This window comes from Amycolatopsis speibonae, from assembly GCF_042647925.1.
GTDB classification, from domain to species: Bacteria; Actinomycetota; Actinomycetes; order Mycobacteriales; family Pseudonocardiaceae; genus Amycolatopsis; species Amycolatopsis speibonae.
Genome location: NZ_JBHRWK010000079.1, coordinates 76,371 through 100,911 on the forward strand (window position 1 = coordinate 76,371; position 24,541 = coordinate 100,911).

15 protein-coding genes are annotated in these 24,541 nt (G+C 69.4%); 11 read left to right on the plus strand and 4 right to left on the minus strand.

Annotated features, from left to right (window positions below):
* Positions 1-5: 5 nt before the first annotated feature.
* From ACFOSH_RS37110 to ACFOSH_RS37125, 4 genes are all read left to right on the plus strand, one after another.
* Entirely contained in the window at positions 6-1,463 is a 1,458-nt protein-coding gene (locus tag ACFOSH_RS37110) for an aldehyde dehydrogenase (NADP(+)) (protein WP_378245182.1), read from the plus strand.
* A gap of 121 nt (positions 1,464-1,584) precedes the next feature.
* Positions 1,585-3,936, plus strand: coding sequence for a polysaccharide lyase 8 family protein (locus ACFOSH_RS37115; protein ID WP_378245184.1), 2,352 nt, complete (start codon positions 1,585-1,587; stop codon positions 3,934-3,936).
* A gap of 60 nt (positions 3,937-3,996) precedes the next feature.
* The gene (locus ACFOSH_RS37120) at positions 3,997-5,145 is read left to right on the plus strand and encodes an epoxide hydrolase family protein (protein ID WP_378245186.1); all 1,149 of its coding nucleotides are present in this window, start codon (positions 3,997-3,999) and stop codon (positions 5,143-5,145) included.
* A 70-nt stretch (positions 5,146-5,215) separates the two neighbouring features.
* A complete protein-coding gene (locus tag ACFOSH_RS37125) occupies positions 5,216-6,013 on the plus strand; it encodes an alpha/beta fold hydrolase (RefSeq protein ID WP_378245188.1) in 798 nt (265 codons plus the stop codon).
* Here the strand turns inward: ACFOSH_RS37125 and ACFOSH_RS37130 are convergent.
* Complete coding sequence (locus ACFOSH_RS37130) at positions 6,006-8,705, minus strand: AfsR/SARP family transcriptional regulator (protein WP_378245190.1); 2,700 nt, start codon at positions 8,703-8,705, stop codon at positions 6,006-6,008. The two genes, ACFOSH_RS37125 and ACFOSH_RS37130, sit on opposite strands and share 8 nt — an antisense overlap.
* 124 nt (positions 8,706-8,829) lie before the next feature.
* Here ACFOSH_RS37130 and ACFOSH_RS37135 point away from each other — a divergent pair, with 124 nt between their 5' ends.
* Positions 8,830-9,315 (plus strand): hypothetical protein, encoded by a 486-nt coding sequence (locus tag ACFOSH_RS37135; protein WP_378245192.1) that lies wholly within the window; start codon positions 8,830-8,832, stop codon positions 9,313-9,315.
* A gap of 474 nt (positions 9,316-9,789) precedes the next feature.
* Here ACFOSH_RS37135 and ACFOSH_RS37140 read toward each other — a convergent pair whose 3' ends face one another.
* Positions 9,790-10,602, minus strand: a complete 813-nt coding sequence (locus ACFOSH_RS37140) for an SAM-dependent methyltransferase (RefSeq protein WP_378245194.1) — start codon at positions 10,600-10,602, stop codon at positions 9,790-9,792.
* 173 nt (positions 10,603-10,775) lie between these two features.
* Here ACFOSH_RS37140 and ACFOSH_RS37145 point away from each other — a divergent pair, with 173 nt between their 5' ends.
* The 5 genes from ACFOSH_RS37145 (at position 10,776) to ACFOSH_RS37165 (ending at position 18,906) form a co-directional block, all read left to right on the plus strand.
* Positions 10,776-12,125, plus strand: coding sequence for a cytochrome P450 (locus ACFOSH_RS37145; protein WP_378245196.1), 1,350 nt, complete (start codon positions 10,776-10,778; stop codon positions 12,123-12,125).
* Positions 12,126-12,195: 70 nt separating this feature from the next.
* Complete coding sequence (locus ACFOSH_RS37150) at positions 12,196-13,245, plus strand: alpha/beta hydrolase (RefSeq protein ID WP_378245198.1); 1,050 nt, start codon at positions 12,196-12,198, stop codon at positions 13,243-13,245.
* A gap of 105 nt (positions 13,246-13,350) precedes the next feature.
* Positions 13,351-15,465 (plus strand): EAL domain-containing protein, encoded by a 2,115-nt coding sequence (locus ACFOSH_RS37155; RefSeq protein ID WP_378245200.1) that lies wholly within the window; start codon positions 13,351-13,353, stop codon positions 15,463-15,465.
* A gap of 103 nt (positions 15,466-15,568) precedes the next feature.
* Positions 15,569-17,152, plus strand: coding sequence for a substrate-binding and VWA domain-containing protein (locus tag ACFOSH_RS37160; RefSeq protein ID WP_378245202.1), 1,584 nt, complete (start codon positions 15,569-15,571; stop codon positions 17,150-17,152).
* Between the two features lie 8 nt (positions 17,153-17,160).
* Complete coding sequence (locus ACFOSH_RS37165; protein WP_378245204.1) at positions 17,161-18,906, plus strand: hypothetical protein; 1,746 nt, start codon at positions 17,161-17,163, stop codon at positions 18,904-18,906.
* Here ACFOSH_RS37165 and ACFOSH_RS37170 read toward each other — a convergent pair.
* Entirely contained in the window at positions 18,900-19,604 is a 705-nt protein-coding gene (locus ACFOSH_RS37170; protein ID WP_378245206.1) for a class I SAM-dependent methyltransferase, read from the minus strand. The genes ACFOSH_RS37165 and ACFOSH_RS37170 overlap by 7 nt on opposite strands.
* Positions 19,605-19,643: 39 nt before the next feature.
* Here ACFOSH_RS37170 and ACFOSH_RS37175 point away from each other — a divergent pair, with 39 nt between their 5' ends.
* Positions 19,644-23,594, plus strand: a complete 3,951-nt coding sequence (locus ACFOSH_RS37175; protein WP_378245208.1) for an alpha-(1->3)-arabinofuranosyltransferase — start codon at positions 19,644-19,646, stop codon at positions 23,592-23,594.
* On the opposite strand, the gene ACFOSH_RS37180 is transcribed toward ACFOSH_RS37175, so the two are convergent.
* Positions 23,562-24,497 carry a hypothetical protein gene (locus tag ACFOSH_RS37180; protein ID WP_378245210.1) on the minus strand — a complete coding sequence of 312 codons (936 nt, stop codon included), beginning with the start codon at positions 24,495-24,497 and terminating at the stop codon, positions 23,562-23,564. The two genes, ACFOSH_RS37175 and ACFOSH_RS37180, sit on opposite strands and share 33 nt — an antisense overlap.
* Positions 24,498-24,541: the final 44 nt, after the last annotated feature.

The following is a 24,541-nucleotide window of genomic DNA, read 5'->3' on the forward strand; positions in this document are numbered from 1 at the left end:
AAACCATGAGCCAGGCAACAGATCCCGCCACGCTCGAACAGATCCTCGCGGCCGCCGCCGATGCGGCAGGCACGGCGGCGGCCGCGACCCCAGCCCAGCGCGCCGGCTGGCTGAACGCGGCCGCGGACGCCCTCGACGCGGCCGCCGACGAACTGATCACGCTGGCCAACCAGGAGACGCACCTCCCGGCCGCCCCGCGGCTGCAGGGAGAGCTGAAGCGCACGACGTTCCAGCTGCGCCTCTTCGGCGAGGTGCTGGCCGACGGCTCCTTCCTCGGCGCCACCGTCGACCACGCGGACGCCGCGTGGCCGATGGGGCCGCGGCCGGACATCCGCCGTCTGCTCACCCCGATCGGCCCGGTGCTGGTGTTCGCCGCCAGCAACTTCCCCTTCGCGTTCAGCGTCGCGGGCGGCGACACCGCGTCGGCGCTGGCCGCCGGTTGCCCGGTCGTGCTGAAGGCGCACTCGGGTCACCCGGAGCTGTCCGCCCGCACCGGCGAGGTCCTGCGTGAGGCGCTGGTCGAGGCCGGTGCGCCGGACGGGATCTTCGCGGTCATCTACGGCCAGCAGAACGGCGTCACGGCGCTGAAGGACCCGCGGATCCAGGCGGCGTCGTTCACCGGCTCGGTGCCGGGCGGGCGCGCGCTGTTCGACATCGCGACCTCGCGGCCGTCGCCGATCCCGTTCTACGGCGAACTCGGCAGCGTCAACCCCGTCGTCGTCACCCCGTCGGCGATCGAAGCGCGCGGCGAGGCGATCGCCAAGGCGTACGCGGGCTCGTTCACCCTCGGTGCCGGACAGTTCTGCACCAAGCCGGGGCTGCTGTTCCTGCCCGAGGGCCACGGCCTGGAAGACACGCTGCGCGAGGCTGTCGCGGCGATCCCGGCGCAGCCGATGCTCAACGAGCGCATCGCGGCCGGGTTCGCCGACGGGCTGGCGAAGCTGAGCGAGGTCGACGGCGTCGAGGTGCTGTCGGCGTCCGGTGGCGCGGAAGGGATCTCGCACGGCGCGACCCTGCTCGCCACCACCGCCAAGGGCTTCCTGTCCGACGCCGACACCGTCCGCGAGGAGTGCTTCGGACCGGCGTCGCTGATCGTCACCTACACCGACCAGGACGAGCTGATCAGCCTGCTCGGCGTGATGGAACCCGGGCTCACCGCGACCATCCAGGGCGAAGAGTCCGATGTGGACTGGATCCGCCCGGTCCTCCCGTCGCTGACCCGCGTCGCCGGCCGCCTGCTGTGGAACGACTGGCCGACCGGCGTCACCGTCACCTGGGCACAGGAACACGGCGGTCCCTACCCGGCGACCACCGCGCCGACCAGTACCTCGGTCGGCACCGCGGCGATCGAGCGGTTCCTGCGTCCGATCGCCTGGCAGGGCTTCCCCGACGCGTTGCTGCCGGAACCGTTGCAGGAGAACAACCCGTGGGACCTGCCCCGCAGGACCGACGGGAAACGCTAACGGAAACACCAGAAAGCTCGTGAGTGGTAGGGACGGTCAGAACCGTCCCTACCACTCACGAGGCTCCACCTCACGCCGCCGCCCCAGTTCCCGTCTTTCGACCCCCTTGGGAGGCACTGTCATGCCCGGATTCGGTTACGTCGACAGGAGAACGGCACTACGGGGAGGTGTGGCGGCGGCCGCGTCGGTGGCGCTCACGACCGCTCTCTCGAGCACTTCATCAGCCCAGCCCGTGTCCGCGGTTCCGGCGGGCATGTCCGCGATCGTCACCGGCTACCGCGAACTGCAGACCGGGATCAACCGGCCGTCGGCGGAACGCGCCGTCGCGCTGGCGAACCTGGACAGGGTCGCGAAGTCCTATCACGACAGCATGATCCTCGACGGTGGTCCACTGTGGAAGGACCTCCCGCTCGGCCCGGGCAGCGACTTCACGACGTCGATGTACGCCCGGCTCCGCGCGATCGCGGTCAATCGGGGCACCCCGGGCGGTGCGCTGGCGGGCGACGAGGGCGTGCTCGGCCGGATCAAGGCGGCGCTGGAACTGCTGTACACCAGCGATCAGTACAGCGAGAAGACCGCCGAGATCGGGAACTGGTACACCTACGAGATCGGTATCCCGCTCTACCTGCTGCACATCCTCGCGACCGTCGCCGACGAGCTGACCCAGGACGAGCTCGCCAAGTACCTGAAGCCGGTGCTGAAGTTCTCCGGCAACCCGAACCTCCGCACGAACAACCCCAGCGTCGTCGAGACCGGCGCCAACCGCGCGGACAAGTCCACGATCTCCATCGTCTCCGGCGCGATGCTCGGCGACGCGGACCGGATCAAACGCGGTGTCGGGGCGTTCACCGACGTCGAAGGCGGGGGAGCGGCGAGCGTCATCGCCAAGCTCCACCGCGCGGCCGGTGACGGCTTCCACACCGACGGCTCCTTCCTCCAGCACGATTCGGTGCCGTATCCCGGGCACTACGGGATCGTCCTGCTCACCGCCGTCGCGTCCGCCATCCACGTCACCAAGGGCACTGAGTTCGAACTGGCCCCCGACGTGCGCGACGCGGCGTACGCGCTGGTCTCCGACACGTTCGCGCCGTTCGTGTACGCGGGCGCGCTGATGGAGTCCGTCCGCGGCCGGTTCCTTTCCCGGCAGGGAGAATCCGCGCACGACATCGGGCATCAGCTCACCGGCGCGGTCGTACTGCTGGCGCGCTCGGCGAGCGGGAAGCACAAGGACGAGCTCGGCGGGCTCGCCGCGAAGTGGATCACCGAAGACACCTTCGCGCCGTACCTCAAGATCCCCGACCCCGAACGGTTCGCGCCGGGCCCGGACCTCGTCGGCATCCCGGGCATCGAGTTCGCGCAGGAGCTGCTGGCGACCGGGACCCGCCCGGCGCCGACGGTCGCGACGCACCGCGTGTTCGGCCAGCAGGACCGGATGGTGCACGTCACCGAAGGCTGGTCGGCCTCGCTCGGCGTCGCCTCGACACGGATCTCGCGGTACGAGTCGGTCAACTCCATGAACCTGCACGGCTGGTACACCGGCGACGGTTCGCTGTACCTGTTCCTGCCCGAGGCCAAGGGACACTTCACCGACGCCTACTGGCCGACCGTCGACCCACAGCTGCTTCCGGGCACCACCACCAAGACCGGTCCGACCCCGAAGCTGGAGCAGGTGCCGCTGACCGGCAAGGATCACTGCGGCGGAGTTCGCTGGGACGCGCGGCACGGCGCGCACGCCCTCGACTTCGTCTCGCAGGACGGCACGTTGACCGCGAAGAAGTCGTGGTTCTTCACGCCGTCGGGCGTGGTGTGCCTCGGTGCCGGGATCACCGATACCTCCGGTGAGCGGATCCGGACCACGATCGAGAACCGCAACCTCGGCGAGAACGGCTCGGGTGTCCTGCTCGCCGGCGGCCACCTCGTCGGCGGCTCGGAATCCTTGCGGCGCAAGCGATGGCTGCACCTGGAGAAGGTCGGCGGGTACGTCCTGCTCGACGACGCGGAGGTGACCGCGCTGCGCGAGGACCGGACGGCTACCTGGCGAGACGTCGACAAGGGCGCCAACACCAAGGGCACCACGGTGCCGTACACGCGGCGCTACCAGAAGCTGGTGATCGAGCACGGGTCCAAGCCTTCGGGCGCGAGCTACGCCTACGCCGTCCTGCCCACCGCGTCGGTGCTGGAGACGATCGCCTCGGCCTGGGCCTGGCGCGTGCGGTCCAACACCGTGACCGTGCAGGCGGTCCGGCTCTGGGACGCGACGCTGCTGGCGAACTTCTTCGCCGCCGGCTCGGTCGACGAGGTGTCGGTGTCCGGACCGGCGTCGGTGGCGCTGGGGCGGACCCGGAACGGTTGGCAGCTGGCCGTCTCGGATCCGACGCAGCGGCAAGAGGTCCTGCGCGTGACCGTGCGACGGAAGACCGTCGAGGTACCGGTGAAGGACACCTTCGGCGCGACGCAGATCGTCCGCATTTAGTCGGCTGAATGCGAGCCATTTAGGCCAGGAAATGGCCTAAATGGCTCGTACGGTCAGCCCATGACCGACATCGAGCAGTTCCGCATCGACATCCCGCAGTCCGATTTGGACGACCTGACCGACAGGCTGGCGCGGATCCGCTGGCCGTCGGCGCTGCCCGGTGCCGAATGGAGCCGGGGCGTCCCGGTCGCCTATCTCAAGGACCTGGCCGAGTACTGGCGAGACGGTTATGACTGGCGCCAGTGGGAGAAGCAGCTCAACGAGTTCCCGCAGTACCTCACCGAGATCGACGGACAGCGCGTGCACTTCCTGCACGTCCGGTCGCCGGAACCGGACGCGATCCCGCTGATCATGACGCACAGCTGGCCGAACTCGATCGCCGAGTTCCTGAAGGTCCTGGGGCCGCTCACCGAACCGCGAGCCCACGGCCTCGACCCGTCGCGCGCCTTCCATGTCGTCGCGCCGTCCTTGCCGGGCTTCGGCTTCTCGCCGTTCCCCGAGCCGGCCGACGAGCGGGCGTGGGACATCGCGCGGGTGGCGCGGACGTGGGCGGAGCTGATGAGCCGTCTCGGCTACGAACGCTATGGCGCGCACGGGAACGACGCCGGCGCGCTGGTGACGCCCTGTCTGGCGGTGCACGCGTCCGAGCACGTCATCGGCTCGCACATCACGTCCGGGCTCGGCGTGCCGATGGGCGATCCGGCCGACTTCGAGGGGCTCACCGAACAGGACCAGGCCGACCTGTCGGGGTTGATGGAACGCTTCGCGGGTGGCAGCGGCTACGCGCCGTACCTGACGAACCGGCCGCAGACGCTGAGCTTCGGCTTCCTCGATTCGCCGGTCGCGCAGCTGGCCTACCTGGTCGAACGGTTCAAGGAGTTCGACGGCTGGCCCGAAGGCGTGGCGCCCGCCGAGCCGATCGACCGCGATCTGCTGCTCACCAACGCGACGCTGTATTGGCTGACCGGGACCGGCGCCACTTCGCTGTGGCCGTACTACGAAGGCGCGGCCGCGATGCCGATCGACCAGACGGTGGTGCCGACAGGGGTCTCGCACGGCGGGCCGTCCGCCCTGCGCAAGATCGCTTCGCGCAAGAACGACCTCGTGCGCTGGGCGGATCACGAGAGCCCGAGCCACATGGTCGCGATGGCCGTCCCGGACGACGTGGTGACCGAACTCCGGGAGTTCTTCGGGAATCTCCGTAACTGATGTCGAGCGGTGGTCATCGGCTCCGACCCAGTGACGAAGCTAAAGTCGAAGCGACCCCGTGGAGGACCTGATGACCACCTCGTTCGAGACCGTGAACTCGGCTGACGGCACCCTGCTCGCCTTCGACCGGACAGGCGAGGGCGCGCCGGTGGTCCTGGTCGGCGGCGCGTTCAACGACCGGACGACCGTCGCCGGGCTCGCCGCGACGCTGGCCCCGGAGTTCACCGTGCTCGCCTACGACCGGCGCGGGCGGGGCGACAGCGGCGCGGGCGCGGTCTATTCGGTGGAACGCGAGGTCGAGGATCTCGCCGCGCTGATCGACCACGTGGGCGGTTCGGCGGCGGTCTTCGGTCACTCGTCGGGTGCCGTGCTGGGGCTGGAGGCGGCCGCCAGGGGCGTCGCCATGACCAGCCTCGCCGTGTACGAGCCGCCGTACGTCGTCGATGACAGCCGTGCCAGGCCCGCGGCCGACCTCTTCGACCGCGTCCGGGCGCTGATCGCCGACGGCGACCGTGACGGCGCGGCGGAACTCTTCCTGGTCGAGGGGACGAACATGCCGGCCGAGGTCGTCAAGGGCATGCGGGACGACGCGTTCTGGGCGTGGTTCGCCGGACTCGCCCACACGCTGCCCTACGACCTCGCCCTGTGCGGGCCCGGCAACGTGCTGCCCGCCGACAGGCTGGCCAAGATCTCCGTCCCCACGTTGGTCTTGGACGGCGGGGAGAGCGACGCCTGGATGCGGGCCGGCGCCCGCGCTGTCGCAGACACGATCCCCGGCGCCCGGCACGCCACTGTCGAGGGGCAGGACCACGGCGTCCTTCGTCAGCCGGACGCCTTGCGCGTTCTGCTCACCGAGTTCCTCAGGTGACGACCTTCAGCGGTCCGGCGGGCAGGCCCATCGCGGCGTAGAGGTCCCGTGCGGCACGGGATTGCCCGATCCCGGCCAGCGCGCGGGCTTCCTGCAACCGGTAGCCGATCCGCCTCGCCGTTTCGAGCGCGAGCCGATGTTGCCGGAGCCCCGCCGAGGTCTCGCCGAGCGCGAGGCAAGCGGTGCCCAGGCTGTTGGCCGCCATGGCCAGCAGCAGTGGATGGTTCAGCCGGGTGAGGATCTCGCAAGCGCGTTCTGCCTGCTCACGCGCCTCGCCGGGCCGGTGGGCGAGCAGCAGGGCGTCGGCGTGGTCGATCCGGCTCCACGCCTCGCCGAACAAGTAGCCGAGGTCCTGCGAAACGGCGATCGAACGGCTGGTGACCTCGAAGGCCTCCTCGAACCGGCCGAGCCGGGCGAGGACCAGTCCGAGCTGGGCCGAACTCAGGACCATGCCGTGCTGATCCTCGCGCAGCGCCACCGCCTTCCGCGCGGAGACCAGCGCGTCGTCCAGCCTGCCGAGGACCTCCTGCGCGTTGCTGAGATTGGTCCAGAGCGTGGCATCGGCGGTCTCGTCCGCGACGGCGAGGCCGTCACGATAGAACCGGATCGCCTCGGGGTAGTGACCGAGCATGCCGTGCAGGGCGCCTGCCCTGGACAGCGCGATCGCCTCGGCCGCGCGGTCGCCGGAGGCGCGGACGACGGCCAGCCGCTCCAGGGCGCAGTCCATTCCCTCGGTGAGCCGCCCGTTCTCCCAGCAGGCCAGGGTGAGGCTCGCCAGGCTCAGCTGGATCGCGTGCGGGTCGCCGATCCGGCGGGCCGCGGTGATCCCGGTCCGCGCCACGGCGAGCAGTTCGTCGAGGTGCCCGCTTTCCCGGAGGTGGTCCGCGGTGTCCGCGGCGATCCGCCAGGCGTGGTCGTCGCGACCGGTGCCGAGGGCGTGGCGGGTGACCGCGACCAGGTTGGCCCGTTCGGCCGCGTACCAGCCGGAGTCGCCGCCGTCGCGGTAGTGATCGAGGAGCCTGCCCACCGCCGGAACCGATTCTTCGTCGCGTGCGGCGTTGCGGGCGTGTTCGGCGATCAGGTCGTGGAACGAGTACCGGCCCAGCGCGGGCTGCCGGAGCAGGTGGGCGTCGAGCAGGTCCTCCAACAGGCTTTCAGCCTCGTGCTCGCCGGTCCCGGCCAGCGCGGCCGCCGCGGGCACCCCGATATCGGCACCGGGATTCCGTCCCAGCAGGCGGAACATGCGCTGCTGCGCCGCATCGAGCTCCCGATAGGACAGGGCGAACGCCGCGGCCAGGTCGCGCCCGGCGACCTTGAGCTCGGCCAGCCGGTCGTGTTCGGAACCCAGCCGCTCGGCGAGCGTCTGCACAGTCCACTGTGGACGATTCTGCAGCCGGGCGGCCGCGATCCGGATCGCCAGCGGCAGATTCCCGCACAACGCGGCCACTCCGGAGTCCGGCCTGCCCGACGCCGCCGCGAACAGGGCACCCGCCTGTTCGTCCGGCAGGACTTCGAGACTGATCGACGCGGCACCGTCGACGGCGGCCAGGCGCCGCCTGCCGGTGACCACGAGGGCGACCGTGGCCGAACCGGGCAGGAGCGGTCGCACCTGTCCGGCGCTCGCGGCGTTGTCGAGCACCACGAGCAGTGAGCGGCCCGCGGTTCTCGTCCGCCAGAGCTCGGCCCGCCGGTCCACGCCGCCGGGGAGCCTGCTCGCCGGGATGTCCAGCTGCCCGAGCAGGGCTTCGAGCGCGGCTTCGGGGGTGAGCGGCTCGCGGGCCGGGGAATGGCCGTGCAGGTCCAGGAACAGTTGCCCGTCGGGGAAATCGGCGGCGAGCCGATGCGCGGCGTGGACGGCGAGCGAGGTTTTGCCGACACCGGCCATCCCGTCGACAGCCACCGGGCGCCCGAGCCGGACGGCGTCGAGGAGGCGGCGGATCTCGTCCTCCCGGCCGGTGAAATCCGGGACGTCGTAAGGGAGGAAGCAGCGGACCTTGCCGTACTCCGGCTCGTCGCGGAGGATGCGCTCGTACAGCTCGCGCGACTTCGGGCCGGGGTCGATCCCGAGTTCGTCCACCAGCCGCGTCCGCGCCTGCCGGTAGACGTTCAGCGCGTCGGCCTGTCTGCCCTGCTGGTGCAGCGCGCGCATGAGCAGTCCGGTGAACGCCTCGCGGAACGGGTGCTCGGCGACCAGAGCCGTCAGCTCGGCGACAGGATCCTCCCCGGCGGCGATTTCTTCGTCGAGGCAACGTTCCATAATGGACAGACGGCGCTCGTCGAGTTCGTCGGCCTCGCCGCGCAAAGCCATACTGTCCACACCGGACAGTGCGGGACCGCGCCAGCAGCCGAGCGCCTCGCGGAACTCGCCGCGCGAGACGTGCTCCTCGAACGAACGAAGGTCGAAAATGCCCGGGCGCAGCACGAAACCGGGCCCTTCGGCGGTCAAGACGTCCTCGGTGGCGCCCTCGGCGAGAAGGGCGCGCTTCAGCGCCGTGGTGAGGTTGCGGATCTGGCGAATGGCCGTGGCGGGCGGGTCCTCGTCCCAGACGACGTCCACCAGCCGTGAGACCGAGACGACACGATCGGCGCCGAGCAGCAGCGCGGCCAGGATGCGCTCCTGCCGTGAGCCCGCCAGCTTCAGTGGGCGTGCGCCGTTCCGGCACTGCACCGGCCCCAAGATCCGGAACTCCATCGCACCCCCTCCCGTGAGGTTAACCGGCCCGGCGCCCGTGCCGGTGCGGAAGTGATGCAGCTGTGATGCGCCGTCCGGGGAATCTTCCGGTGGACGGAGTACGGGACGTGATGAGGAGAACCCTATGCGCAAGCGGTATTACGCGGCGTTGGCCGGGCTGGTCGTGGCGGCGGCGGGAATCGGCGTTCCCGCGGCGGCGGCGAGCGACCAGCGGGCCGAGAACGAACGGCAGTCCTGTCAGCGCGCGTTCGACCGCGCCGTCTGGGAGGACATGGACAGCTACAACAAACGCGACGAGGCCCGCTACCGGGCGATCATCCACCGGAACATGGTCACCATCGGCCGCAAGGGGCAGCTGTTCATCGGCTACGAGGCCAACGTGGAGCCGGTGGTCGACGTGCAGTTCAAGCTTCCGTACGAGTACAGCATGCCGTGGACGGTGACCCACACCGTCGTCGAGAACTGCTCGATGGGCTACGCGATCCTCGACGCCTACTACAAGGTGCCGTCGCAGAACATCGACCGGCACTACACGATCAGCCTGACGCTGGTGCGCGAGCACGGCAGGTGGCAGGTCATCAAGGACACCGTCACCGACGTGCTGCCCTGATCCCGGGGGTGTCATGAAAGGGTCGTTCAGGACACCTTCTTCGCGGCGTGCGGGTCTGGACTGTGGAGGCGTCAGGTCGGGTCGTTCGGCTGCGGGTTGTCTTCGGGTGTCGCGAAAGCCACTTTCGGGACGTCTGATGTCGCGGAAGTGGCTTTCGCGACGTCAGGGGTGGCTACGAGGTGTCGGGCGGCGTGGTCGTGAGTGGCAAGTGTCGTTCTAACGCGACTTCTCGCTCACGACCCCGTTGCCGAGTCGCGCAAAGCAGTCAAACCGGGCGCTTCAACGAGAGATGCTGTCCCTTGTGGACAGTCGAAGTCGCGGGCGGCTCCCCGAGGCCAGTTCAGGTCACGACGCAAAGGCCCTACTGCGAAGCTGACGGTGAGACCTGCTCAGCAGTAGCGGGAGTGTCATGAAAGGGTCGTTCAGGACGAAATGTGTCCTGAACGACCCTTTCATGACATCGAGGGTGGGGGCTCAGGGTTTCCGGCCCATCCCGGCGTACGGCAGCGAGTTGATCTCCGGATCGTTGGACATGTCGCCCGCCCCTTGCGGGTTCCACATCGCGCAGCCGACGACGCCGGGCTCGACGACGTCGAAGCCCTCGAAGAACGAAAGCACCTGGTCGTGGGTCCTGGGGATGGGATCGTTCTGGGTGCTTTTGTACGCCTCGATGGCTTCGTCGAGGCCGCTCGAGTCCGCGTCGGCGGCGACGTGAGAGAGGGCGAGGAAACTGCCGGGGGCGATGCGTTCCCGGTAGCGGGCCAGGATCGCGTGCGGATCCCAGGAGTCGGGCACGAAATGCAGCAGCAGCAACATGAACAGCCCGATCGGCTGGTCGAGGTCCAGCAGTTCCCTGGTTTCGGGCGCGTCGAGGATGTCATTGGTGTCGCGGAGGTCGGCCTGGATCGCCGCGCACCGGTCGTTGCCGCGCAGCAGCAGTTTGGCGTGCGCAACGGCGACCGATTCGCGGTCGACGTAGACGACCCGGCACGCCGGGTCGATCTGCTGGACGATCTCGTGGAGGTTGCCGACCGTCGGGATCCCGGAGCCGATGTCGAGGAACTGCCGCACCCCCGCCTCCACCATGTGCAGCGCGGCGCGCCGCAGGAAGGCACGGTTGAGCCGGGCCGCGTCGCGGATCCCCGGCATGATCTTCAGGATCTGTTCGCCAAGGTCGCGGTCGGCCTGGAAGTTGTGGTCGCCGTTGAGCCAGTAGTCGTAGACCCGGGCGGGATTCGGCACGGTCGTGTCGACCTCGGGGGGTACCCAGCTCAGGTTCGAAGTCACCGTCGTCGCCGCCGTTCGGTTGGGGATCCCTTGGGGCACAGGAGTCTAGCGGGCGCTCGGGACCGGGCTGCCATCGTCCGATCGTGTGGATGTGCGGCCACGGAACCCCGTCCGCGGCCCGGCGGTCCTAAGGTGACCGGGTTCAGCGGCCTAGGCACCGGGAGACGAGCACGATGGCACCAATTCCGGAGGTCGCCGTCGCACCGGGCCGGTGGCCGGTGCTGGGGCACACCGTGCCGATGCTCCGCGACCCGGTGAAACTGCTGTCGTCACTGCGATCGCACGGCGACGTCGTCCGGCTCGACTTCGGCCCGATGCCGGTGTATCTCGTCACCACCCCGGAACTGGCTTGGCGGCTGCTCGCCGTCGAGGCGGGGAAGTTCGACAAAGGCATCGTGTTCGACAAGATGCGGCCGCTGTTCGGCGACGGGCTCGCGACCTCCAACGGCGCCTTCAACCAGCGGCAACGGCGGATGATGCTGCCCGCCTTCCAGCGAAGCCGCATCGCGCTCTACGCCGAGACGACGATGACGACGCTCGCCGTGGACCTCGCCGATTCGTGGCTACCGGGCGAGGTGGTCGAGTTCGACCGGCGGATGCAGGATCTCGCGCTGACCATCTCCGGGCGCACGCTGTTCTCCACCGAACTCGGCGACGAAGCGCTCGCCGAAATCCAGCGGTCGATCCCGATCATGCTGAAGTACGTCATGGTCCGGGCCTTCTCGCCGAAGTTCGTGGAGCGGCTGCCGATCCCGGCGAACCGCGAGTTCGACGCCGCGGCCGCGCGGCTGCGGCGGGTCATCGGCGACGCCGTCCTCAAAGCGCGTGAGAAGGGCGGCGACCAGGGCGATCTGCTGTCGATGTTGTTGCTGGCCGAGGACGACGAGACCGGCGAGAAGATGACCGACCGTCAGGTGGCGGACGAGGTCATCACGATCCTCACCACCGGCGCCGAGACCACCGCCGTCGCGCTGGCGTGGTTCTTCCACGAGATCGGGGCGCGGCCGGACGTCGAGCGCAGGTTCCACGCCGAGGTCGACGAGGTGCTGGACGGCGGGCCCGCGCGGTTCGAACACCTGCCGCGCCTGGTCTACACGCAGCGGATCATCAACGAGGTCGTCCGCCGGACCCCGCCGGTGATCCTGATGCGGCGCGCGCGGGAGGACGTCGAACTCGGCGGTGTGCGGATTCCCGCCGGCACCGAGGTCGCGGTCAGCCAGCACACGCTGCATCGCGATCCGCGCTGGTTCCCCGAACCCGAACGGTTCGACCCGGATCGCTGGGAACCGGAGCGCGCCGCCGAGCTGCCGAAGGGCGCCTTCATCCCGTTCGGCGCCGGCGCCCGGCTGTGCCCGGGCCACCAGTTCGCCCCGACGGAGATCGCCTTGGTCGCGGCGACGATCGGCGCGCGGTGGCGGCTGGAACCGCTACCAGGGGTGAAGGTCTTTCCCAAGATCAAAGCGACGATGCAGCCGAACCGGCTGCCGATGACCGTGGTCCCGAGAGAATCAGGCGGTCGGTGAGCGTTCGGTTACCAGGTGTAGGGTTCGTGCTCCTTCCGAGCGTCCCGATTCCGGAGAGGGTTCTGTGAGAATGCCGCTCAAATTGGCCACCGCGGTGGCCGCCTGCTGCGCGCTCCTCGGTGGTTTCCTGGTCGCCGCCCCGGCGGCGGCCGTCGAGATCCGTTGTGCCGACCTGGATCTGCCGGTCACCGGCCCGCTCGGCGAACCGGCCACGGTGCACGGCCGGTTCTGCCTGCCCGACGGCCCGACGCCCGAGGCCGTCCAGCTGCTGGTGCACGGCGGCACTTACAACAGCGCCTACTGGGACCTGCCCTACGACCCGGATCGCTACTCGTACCAGCGCGACATGGCGAAGCACGGTTACGCGACGTTCGCCGCTGATCAGCTCGGTTCGGGCGGGAGCAGCAAACCGCTCAGCCTCCCGCTCCTGCTGCCGGTGCTGGCGCGCTCGATGCACGAGGTGATCGGCCATCTGCGTGCGGGAAGGGTCGGCGGCACGCCGTTCGGGAAGGTCGTGATCGTCGGGCATTCGGTCGGTTCGGGCATCGTCGCGGCCGAGGCGTCGACCTATCAGGACGTCGACGGCGTGATCCTCAGCGGGATGACGCATCTGCCGTCGGTGCCCGCCTTGACCCTCGGAGTGCTTTTCGGCCTGCAGCCCGCGTTCGCGGACGACAGGCTCGGTTCGCTCGGCAGTGATCCGCTTTATTTCACGACGAAACCGGGGGCGCGCGCCGGACTGTTCTACGCGACGGAAGATTCCGACCCACAGGTCATTGCCGCCGACGAGGCGACCAAGGATCAGGTTTCGGTCCCGGGAATGGGGACCGTCGCCGTGTTCGGCATCGTGCTGCCCGCGACGAAAGCGATCCGGGTGCCGGTTTTCCAGGCTGTCGGGGAAAAGGACATCCTGTTCTGCGGTTTGTTCGCGCTCCGGGACTGCTCGAGCGGGGCGGCGCTGCGTCCGGCGGAAGCGCCGTACTACCGGCCCGAGGCCGAACTTTCCACGTTTGTTCTGCCCGGTGCCGGACATTCGTTGGCACTACACCGCAACGCGTCCCTGTACCGGGACGCCACGCGCGATTGGCTGAGGGATAAGATCGGTGTCGCAGTACCTTAGGGTTATCACCCGATTGGGTGACCGGTAAACCGTGAGTATGGCCAGAGAATCGTGGAGGATGTTCCTCCACCACGGAATACGAAAACGACCCCAGGACCGGCGGACGTGACTGCCCCACTTCCGAACGGCGATGAGTTCTCCGTATCGCCGGACGCCCCGAAGAGAACTTCATCCTCCGCGTCGCCGAAGCGGAAGAACGCCGCCCCGACCCGGGCCACGCTCGCTCGCAAGTGGGCGTACCTGGTCACCGGTACGGCGTATCTTCCGTACACCCACGCCCAGATCGAAGAGCATTTCTCGGCTCTGCTGGACGAGGTCTTCGCGGCGATGCTGAATGACGACGCCGAACCCGCGCAGGCCACCGAGGCCGGCGCGCGGCTCGTCGCGCTCAGGTGCGTCGGGCCGGACAGCCTGCGTCGCACGATGGAGGTACTCGGCAAGGGGCTCTTGCACGAGCCGGAGTTGCGGAGCGTGAAGTCGCTCCCCGAACGGGTGTTGCAGGTGCTCGGCGCGCTCGCGTCCGGCTACGGCGAGGCCTTGCGCGAGAGCATCCAGACGCAGCAAGAGGATCTGAGCCGCACCCTGGTCACCCTCGAACGCGAGACCCGGCGTGAACTGGTGCTCACGCAGGCGCGTTTCGAGCAGCTGTTCACCGGATCGGCGACAGGGGTGGCCGTCACCAGGGTGGACGGCCGCGTCCAGCGGGTGAACCCGGCGTTCGCAGACATGCTCAACCGGCCCGTCGCCGATCTGATCGGGCTCAACCTCTACGACCTGGTCCATCCGGACGACGCCGAAGGCCTGCGCGAGGGCTACCGGAAGCTCCTCGAAGGCGAGAGTCAGCGGCTGGAGCTGTCGCGAAGACTCGTCACCGACGACGAGGAACCGACGTGGGCCGGGTTCACCGGCGCCGTCATCCGCGATCCGGCGGGCGAAGCCCAGCAGCTGATCACCCTGGTCGACGGCGACACCGACGTCTCCTTGCTCCAGCGGCAACTGAGCCGCCAAGCCCTGCACGACCCGCTGACCGGCCTGCCGAACCGGCAGTTCTTCGGCACCAGCCTGGAGCGGGCGCTGCGGCACGCAGACCCGGCCTTCGGCGTCACGGTCTACCACCTCGACCTCGACGGCTTCTCCCTGATCGCCGGCGGCCTCGGCCAGAAACAGAGCGACGACCTGCTGAAGAACGTCGCCGCGAAGCTGCGGGCCGTCGTCGGCGGCGAGGACGCGCTCGTCGCCAGGATCGGCGGCGACGAATTCGGCATCCTCATCCAGAACACCGCCACCAGCCCGGACGTCGCCACCGTCATCGGCATGATCAACCAGGAACTGTCCGAACCGGTCTACCTCGAAGGCGGCAGCGGGGTAGCGGTTTCGGCGTGCGTCGGGGTCGTGCACCGGCCGCCGAGGGACATCGCGCCGAACGAGCTGCTGCGCGTCTCCGACATGACGCTGCGCCGGGCGCAGTCCAACGGCTACCGGCAGTGGGCGCTATCCGATTCCGCCCTCGACACCAGGGAACGGCACGAGTTCGGCCTGGCCGTCTCCATGGCGGGCGCCTGGGAGACCGGCGAGATCGAGGTCAGTTTCCGGCCGCTGACCTGGCTGGCGGACAGCAGGCCCGCGGGCATCGAGGCGCGGCTCGCGTGGAACCACCCCCGCCACGGCCGGATCGGCCACGACACCTGCGTCCGCTTCGCCAACGAGACCGGTCTCATCGTGCCCCTCGGCGAATGGCTCATCCGCACCGCCTGCGAGGAGTCGGACGACAGGCTCCCGATGGTCGTGGGCCTGACCCCACATCAGGCCGCGGATCCCGATCTCGTCGGGTCGGTGCGGAACGTGCTCACAACCACCGGTCTCGGGCCGTCGCGGCTGCGGCTGGGCTTCCCCGCCGGTGCCGTACTCGCCGAACTGGGGGAGACCGTCGACAACCTGCATCTCCTCGCCGAGATCGGGGTGGACGCCGAACTGCAGGACTTCGGGGTCGCCGGTGACGTCGTCTGCCTCGTGGACGTGCCCGTGCGGATGGTCCGGATCGCGCCCCGGCTGGCCGAGCGACGAACGGAACCGCTGGCGGAACGTTCGCTGCGGAACCTCATCGAGACCGCGAACATCGCGGGCGCGACGGTGATCGCGGACGGGATCGATTCGACAGGCGACGCCGGCTGGTGGCAGTCGGCCGGTGCCCACATCGGGGCCGGACGGTACTTCGGCTAGGCCGTTTGCCGTAGCGAGGGGCGCTAAGTTACCCGAGGGTTGACGTGCGCGGGCGGATTGGGCAACATCCCAGGTCCTCACCCCGCACCTCGGAGGCAGGCACATGCAGGTTGGCCCGAGGCGTGGAGGGCGTTTCACCGCGCCCGTCGTCGTCTTGAGCCTGTTGCTGGTGATCGCGCTCGGCGCCTGGTGGGGCGTCGACTATCTCCGGGCCCGGTTGGCGGGCAACGGTTGTGACGCGCTGACGTCGGTCGAGATCACCGCCGCGCCCGACGTGGCGCCGGTGCTCACGCGGCTCGCGGCGACAGTGCCGCAGGAAGAATGCTTCAGTGTCAACGTGACCGCGAGCGAGTCGGCCAAGACCGCCGACCTGCTCGGGACCACCACCTCCGGCGGGCCCGACGTCTGGGTCCCCGAGTCGAGCACGATGTTGTCGCAGGCCAGGGACGCGGGTGCGTGGAACCTCCCGGAATCCGGTCAATCGGTGGCGAATTCCCCGGTGGTACTGGGACTTCCCGACGAGACCGCGCGGCGGTTCGGCTGGCCGGGGAATACTCCCGCCTGGCAGGAGATCCTCGACGATTCCCCGGTCGGGATGCCGGACCCGGCCCGGGATCCGCTGGGCATCTCCACGTTGCTCGGCCTCCGGAAACTGACCGGGAAGGCGCCCGATCCGGCCGCCGCCTTCACCGCCGCCATGCGGAAGCTGAATCCCGCGCCCGGCCGATTCCCGGCCGCCTTCCCCGCGACCGAACAGTCCGTCCTCGCCAGGAACCTCGTGGCGGCGTACCCGGGTGTCCCGGTGCAGGGGTTCGACTACCCGTATGTCGTGCTGCCCAAGGCTTCGGAGGCGTCGAGGACAGCTGCGGAGCGTTTTCTGCGGCTGCTGCTCGATCCGCTCGCCGCCGCGACCTTCGCCAACGCGGGATTCCGCGCGCCCAATGGTCACTTCGCCGTTCCGAGGGCGCAGGACAGCCGGACCGACCCGGCGCCGCATCCGCCCGGCGCACCACCCGTGACGGATCTGTACGCCGCCCTGCAGGCTTGGGCGGGGACGAACCTGAGCGCCCGGGTCCAGGTGCTGCTCGACGTCTCCGGTTCGATGGCCGCCGCGGTGCCGGGTACGGGGAAGAGCCGGATGGAACTCACCCTGCAGGCCGCGACGCAGGGCCTCGGGCTGTTCAAACCCACCACGGAACTGGGATTGTGGCTGTTCTCGACCAAATTGGACGGTGACAAGGACTACCGGGTCCTGTTGCCGATGAAGACGATCGCCGAACAGACGACCTCGGGCGGCGTGGAGCAGCTGCAGGCGGTGCGGCCGAAACCCGGTGGGGCGACCGGGCTCTACGATTCGATCCTCGCCGCGTACCAGAACGCCAGGCAGAACTGGAAACCCGGCCGCATCAACCTGGTCGTCGTCCTCACCGACGGCCGCAACGAGGACAGCGACACACTCGGGTTGCCGCGGCTATTGGAAGAGCTGGGCAAGCTCCAGGACCCGAGGAAACCGTTGCCCGTCATCGGGATCGGCATCGGGCCGGACATCGACGCGTCCGAGCTGCGACAGGTCTCCACCGCCACCGGCGGGGATTCGTTCACCACCCCCGATCCGCGGAAGATCTCGGACGTCTTCTACCAGGCGCTGAGCAAGATCATGTGCCAGCCGCCGACCTGCAAGAATTGAGGAAAGACGTGGTTGTCCGGGGGAAGAGACCTTCGCCGGTCACGATCGCCGCGATCGTCGCCGGCGTGATCCCGTTCGTCCTGCACGCTTGGGCCGCGCTGCGTGGCAGCCTCGCGCAAGACGACTTCGTCATCACGTACCACGCCGCGAAGGCGGGCCCGTTCGACTTCGGCTACTTCTTCCAGGACTACCACGGCCATCTCGCGCCGGGCGGATTCCTGCTCGCCGACCTGCTGACGGCGTGGGCTCCGCTGAACTTCGCCGTGCTGATGGCACCGGTCCTGGCGATGCAGGTGGCGGCCTCGGTGTTGCTGTGGGCGGTCCTGGTGCGCTGTTTCGGACGCCGTTGGGGGATTCTCGTCCCGTTCACGATGTTCACCACGTCGACGTTGCTGCTCGTCCCGACGTTGTGGTGGGCGTACGCCATCCAGATCGCACCCGTGCTCCTGGCGGCCACCGCCGCCCTGCACGCGCACGTCCGGTATCTCGCCGACGGTGGTCGCTGGGCGATCGCCACCGTGGCCTGGACCGTTTTCGGCTTGGCTTTCTACGAAAAGGCGGTCTTCATCCCGGTGCTGGTCGCCGGGATCACCGTGCTACTCGGGGTTTCCCTGCGCCGTCACGTCGTGCTCATGGGTGTTTTCGCCGTCGTGCTCGCCGGCTACGCCGCCGTCTTCCTTACCTTGACCACGAGCCAGGTCGGACAAGGCGGCGGTCCGGTCACCGTCGGGACGGTCGCGGACATGACCGCGCGGATGCTCGGCGACACCTTGGTGCCGGGGCTGGCGGGCGGGCCTTGGTCGGGGCCGGGGCCCGGCGCGACGTTCGCGGCTTCCCCGGTCGTGGTGCGGATTCTGCTGCTGCTCGTGGCCGTCGCGGTGCTGATCGCCGGGGTCCGGGTCGGCGGTCTCCGGGCGAAGAAGGCGTGGGTCCTGCTGGGTCTGGTGTTCGTGGCGGACATCGGGCTTTCGGCTGCCACCCGGCTCACCGAGGTCGGACCAGAGCTGGGCAGCGATCCTCGCTACGTCGCCGATCTGACGCTCGTCGTCGTGCTGTGTCTCGCCTTCGCCTTCCTGGAACCCAAACCGTTCGACAGGCTTTCGGATCCCGTGCCGTCCCCGGCGAAACGCCCGGTGGCGCTGGTGCTGTGCCTCGCTCTGATCGCGAGTTCCGCCGTGGGCTTTTCCCGGCTGGCGCCGGGATCGCGGTTCGAACATTCCCGGGAGTTCCTCGCCAACGCGCGCGCTTCGATCGAGCGGGACCCCGATCTCGTCCTGTACGACACGACGGTGCCGAACGACATCCTGCACGGCTGGTTCGGTGAGAACGCCCGCGCTTCACGGGTGGTTGGCCTGATCCCGGGGTTCCAGTTCGACCAGCCGACCAGCCGGATGTCCCTTTTGGACGATTCGGGCACCGCGAAGACGATCACCGGCGTGGAAACGATTTCCCGCGGCTTGCCCGGTCCCGTCTCGGGCTGCGGGTACACCGTCGGCGAGCAGCTGGTCCGGGTTCCGTTGGACACGCCCGTTCTCGGCCGTCACCTGCTGCGGATCGACTACTTCACCTCGGACGGCGGCGAGGGGGTCGTGGACCGCGACGGGGTGCGCGTGCCGGTGTGGTTCCAGCCCGGCCTGCACACGATGTACCTGCCGATCGAGGGCCTGTTCGACAAGATCGGTTTCCAGCTGTCGGCCAAGGGTTCTCCCGTCTGTCTCGCGAAGGTCGACGTCGGCAGGCCGCTCACTCAGTAAGGGTCGTACGGGCTGTCGTGCCCGAAGATCTTCGCCACGGGCGCCAACCGCAGCCGCAGCAGGATCTTGATGCCGACGTTGCGCAGGAACCACGGCAACTGGGCGATCACGCGCAGCCTGTCCTTCGCCGACGGCGGCGTGAGCCGGAATCGGGCCATCGACGTCGCGCGGTCGAGATAGGTGTAGCGCCGTCCGAAGAGGACTTTCGCGATCGTGCCCAAGGTGACACCGATCGAGGAAAAGCAGTCGTGGACCAGGATTTCCTTACCGTCGTGCAAGTTCGTCGACCAGCGCAGGTCGTCGGTGTAGGTCCAGTAGTCGTGCTTGCCGTCGATGTAGAGCAGCTGGATCGGACGGTCCCACAGAGGACGCAGTCTCGTGCTGTACTCCGCCACGAGTTCCACGACGTCTTCGACGCCCGCGTTCTTGAGGTTCGTCTCGAACCGTTGGCGGGTCGGGGATCCGCCGAACAGCCGTCCGTCGACGAACGGGTCGACCGCGACCACCCGCGCGCCGACCGTGCGGGCGGCGCTGGCGAGCACGATCGTCGAACGGCCCTGGTGGCTGCCGATTTCGACGATGAGGTCGCCCTTTTCCAGGCGGGATGCCGCGTTCCACAAGGCAAGGCCCTGATCCCGCGTCATCCAGCCCTTGACGGGTTCGGCGAGCGACCACGCTTCTTCGAAACCGTCTGTCATGGGCGCATAGTAGCCACGTTTCCGCCTAGTATCTACCGGATGGTAACCCCCGGCGCCCTCGTGAAGAAGCCGAGCACGTGGATCGTGCTGGCCTTGACGGTGCTGTCCTTTGTGCAGCGTCCGGGCAGGACGACCTTCGACACCAAACTCGACCTGGCCGTGGATCCACTGGCCTTCCTCGGCCGGGCGCTGCACCTGTGGAATCCCCAGGCGACGGCGGGGGAGCTGCAGAACCAGGCGTACGGCTACCTGTTCCCGATGGGACCGTTCTTCGCGGTGTGCCAGGCCGTCGGGATCCCGGTGTGGATCGCGCAGCGGTTATGGTGCGCGCTCCTGCTCTCGGTCGCGTTCGGGGGAGCGCTGCTGGTGGCCCGCGCGCTCAAGATGGGGAACGAACGGACTAGGCTGGTCGGAGCAGTCGGGTACGCCCTCGCACCGCGGATGGTCACCGAGATCGGTTCGCTGTCCTCGGAAATGCTGCCCGCCGTCCTGCTGCCGTGGGTGCTGCTGCCGCTGATCCTCGCCGACCGCATCGGTTCCCCACGCCGCGCCGCCGGGCTGTCCGCGCTCGCCGTGCTGTGCATGGGCGGGATCAACGGCGCGATGGTCGTGATGGCGCTCGTCCTGCCCGGGTTGTGGCTGCTGACCAGGAAATGGCGGAGCACGCACGTCGAACTCCTCATCTGGTGGTTCGTCTTCGTCGCCGGCGTGATGCTGTGGTGGATCCTGCCGCTGGTGCTGCTCGGCCAGTACAGCCTGCCGTTCCTGGACTACATCGAATCCGCGACGAACACCACGGCGCCGATGTCGTTGTTCGAGGTGCTGCGCGGCACGAACCAGTGGGTCGCCTACGTCGTGCAGGGCACGCCGTGGTGGCCGTCGGGCTGGGCACTGATCGACAATCCCGTGCTGATGGCGGCCACCGGGCTGGTGGCCGCGGTCGGGCTGTTCGGCCTCGCGCGGCGCGGCCTGCCCGAGCGGCGGTTCCTGATGCTCGGTGTCCTGACCGGGCTGACGCTGCTGACCGTCGGCTACGTCGGGACGCTCGACAGCCCGCTGGCGGAACCCGTCCGGCATCTGCTCGACGGCCCGCTCGCGCCGCTGCGCAACGTGCACAAGTTCGAGCCGGTGCTGCGGCTGCCGTTGATGCTGGCCTTCGTGCACGGCATCACGAGTGCCGCACCGGCACTGCGCCGACACCTGCGGCCCGCGCTGGGCGCGCTGCTGATCTTGGTGATGGCGGCGCCGGTCTGGCTGCTGACGCTGCGGCCGGGGCCGGGCTGGGACGAGGTGCCGGGATACTGGTACGACGCGATGGGCTACGTCGCCAAGACCGACGCGACGGCGCGCACGCTGCTGCTGCCCGCGACCGGGTTCGGCGAGTACGACTGGGGTCGCACGGTGGACGAACCGGCGCAGGCCATCGCGGACAGCCCGTGGGCCGTGCGCAACCAGGTCCCGTTGGGCTCGGAGGGCAACACCCGCCTGATGGACTCCGTCGACGCGGCCCTGGCCGACGGCAGAGGGGATCCCGGGCTCGCCGCGCTGCTCGCGCGCTCGGGCTACCGGTTCCTCATGTTGCGCGGCGACATCGACCGCGCCAAGGTCGGCGCCCCCGACTTCACGACGTTGCGCGCCGGGCTGGCGGGATCGCCGGGGATCGAGAAGTCTGCCCAGTTCGGGCCGCTGGAGATCTTCGAGGTGAAACGGCCGGTTCCGCTGGTCACCGCGACGTCCGCGAAGGACGTCCCGACGGTGAGCGGCGGCCCGGAAAACCTGCTGCCGCTGATGAATTCCGGGCAACTCGACCCCGGTACGCCGACGGTGCTGACCGGGGACGGCGGTTCGCCGACCGGGCCGAGGCTGGTCACCGACGGGCTGCGTCGCGCCGAGCGCAACGTCGGCGGGGTGCGCGACAACCTGAGCCAGACGCTGACCGCGGGGGAGTCGCCGAGACAGCAACGAGCCGCGCTGGACGTCCTGCCGTTCCCCGGCGAACAGCACCAGACCATGGCCGCGTACCGGGGGATCCGTTCGGTGACCGCGTCGACGGCGGCGTCGTTCGCGGACGCTTTCGGCGGTTCGGATCCGAGCCACCAGCCGTTCGCCGCGCTGGACGGGGATCCACGCACCGCTTGGCATTCCTCGAGTTTCACCGGTCCGATCGGGGAATGGCTCGAAGTCGAACTGGACACCCCGAGGCTGGTGAACACGGTCGATCTCGCGATGGTCGACGACATCCGCGTCGGCTGGCCGCCGACCAGGATCCGGATCACCACGGACAACGGTTCCGTCGATCACCAGGTCGTCCGGGGCGAGGGGGCGCACACCTACCCGGCGCCGGCGGGGGTGACGCGCAAGGTGCGGATCACGTTGCTGTCGCTCGTGGTCGGCAGGCAGGACGGGAACGTCGGCATCTCGGACCTGAAGATCCCGGGCGCGGAACCGCAACGCGCGCTGGAAGTCCCGGCCGATCTGTCCAACGGCGCGGCGCCGGGATTCGCGTTCACGCGGGGCCAGCAGCCGAGGTACGCGTGCGTGCCGGACGGCGGTCACGTCCGCTGCGACGCTGCCGCCGGACGCGACGGTGAGGAACCGGACGGGATCCGGCGGCTGTTCTCGACGACGTCGCAGAGCGCTTACGAGTTCGGCGGCACCGTGCTGCCCGCCGGGGGCGGCCGTGTCCCGGTGGCGCTGCCGGGGGTGGCGGTGTCGGCGACCTCGCAACTGGGCGGTGATCCGGCGGCGAGCGCGTTCGCCGCGGTGGACGGGAATCCCGCGACCGCCTGGCTGCCCGACGTCACCGATCTGCGGCCGACGGTGACCCTGGACTGGGAAAAACCGCGGACGATCTCCGGGATCCGCGTCGCCGCCGACCCGGGCGGGACGGCTCGGGCGCCGGCGCGGCTGGAACTGACGACACCGACGTCGAGCCGCTCCGTCGAACTCGACGCGTCCGGCGCGGCGACGTTCCCGCCCCTGGACACGTCGCAGCTGAAGATCGCGTTCGCCGGACTCGACGACGACCAGCGGACCAGGAACTCACTGGGAATCGGGAGCCTGTCCCTGACCGGCGCCGACCTTCCCGCTCCGGCCGCGGAGTTCACGGTGCCCTGCGGATCGGGCCCGAACGTCCACCTGAACGGTCTCGACTACGACACCTCCGTGCGCGGCACCCTCGCCGACTTCACCGCGCACCGGCCGCTGACGCTGTCCGCGTGCCCCGATTCCCAGGGCGGTGTCGACCTGGCGGCGGGCGGGCACGAACTGCGGACCGACCGGTCCGAGTCCTTTGTGGTCCAGGATCTGTGGCTCAAGCCTGCCGGGCAGCCTGTTTCGCCTGCCGGACATCGCACTGTCTCCGTGGACTCCTGGGACGCGACGTCCCGATCGGTCACCGTCGGGGGCGGCGACGAGTCCGTTTTGGCCGTCCCGGAGAACGCCAACGCGGGCTGGACCGCTTCGCTGAACGGGACCCCGCTGGTGAAGACACGCGTCGACGGCTGGCAGCAGGCCTGGATCCTGCCCGCGGGCTCCGGCGGTTCCGTCCAGCTGGAGTTCACTCCGGACTGGAAGTACCGGTCCGGCCTGCTGATCGGCGCTGTGGCGATCCTGGCGGTCTTGATCGGTGTGCTGTGGCCGGTCCGCCGTCGTCACGTGTCCGTGGGGGCGGGCTCCGGGCGGGTGGTCCCGGTGGTGCTCATCGGACTGCTGGCCGTGCTGGGCGGGATGCTGCCGATCGTGCTCCTGATCGCCGTCCTGCTGGCCCGCCAGTTCACTGAACGCGCGCCGCGATACCTCGCTTTCGGCGGGATGGTCGTGGGCACGCTCGTCGCGGTGGTGGGGCGGCTGCTGGGGCACGGTCAGGAGTGGGCTTACGGGCCGGTGACGCAGGCTTCGCTGCTGCTGGCGGCGGCGGCGATGGTGGCGATGTGTGTGCCCTGGTTCGCGGGACGGTCAGCCGAGGCGGATGTCGGGCCGGGGACGTAGCCGCGCGCTGTCCAGCGCCGCTCGGAGTTCGGCCACGACCTTGGCGGGCTCCGAGCGCAGCCGCGACGGCAGTGTCTGGACGACGACGATCCCGGCCGCGGCATAGCGGGCGTTGCGGGCGAGGGTGGCGCGAAAGCCGTCGTCGCCCGCGTGATAGCCGAGGGAATCGATTTCCCAGGCGAAGGCGAGCTTGTCGCACCAACCGTCCGGCTGCGCGATGTAGGTGCCGTTCGCGTCGAAGATCTTGACGTTCCATCGGCACCCGGGGAGACCGGACCGCTGCCACAGGTGCCAGGCGTCGGCTTCGGCGACCGAACGGGCGCCGCCCAGGATCGGCAGGAGCGTGCTTCGCAAGTTGCTTCCCTGGCGCGTTTCGTCGAGTTCGTCGGCGAGTGATCGAGGCAGGCAGAAGCCCCGCTGGACGGACTCGGCCATCATCGCCGTGACCATGTCCTTGTCCGATGCCCTGCGCGCCGCGTCGACCACCGCCCGGGGGACCGGAGCCGTCGGGACGCCGGACCTGACCCGTGGTTTCGGGAGTCGACGTGATCGTTCGATGTGGACGAAGCCGCTGTCGGAGACCGAGCGGTTCGCCGGGACGAGAACGTGGACCTCCTCGGTGTCCGGGAGGTTGCGCAGCCCGTATCGCTCCAGGGCGCGTACACCGGTCAGGATCGAGTCTGCGCCGGAATGCAGGAAGGCGGCTTGGACCTTGTGTTCGTCGGTCGGCTCGCCGTTCTGGAGCAGCACGACACCGGGCAGCAGCATCCGCCACGTCCCGCCGGGCTCGCAGCGTCGCGAGATCGTGCTGCGTGCCATGCCGATGGCTTCGAGTTGCTTCGCCGCGATCACCGGCGAACCGGTGGTGATCAGTGGGTGGCGCGCCCAGTCTCCTCTACGCACCGGAACAGCATGGAGTCGATCACCGACAGAACCCGGCGGTCCAG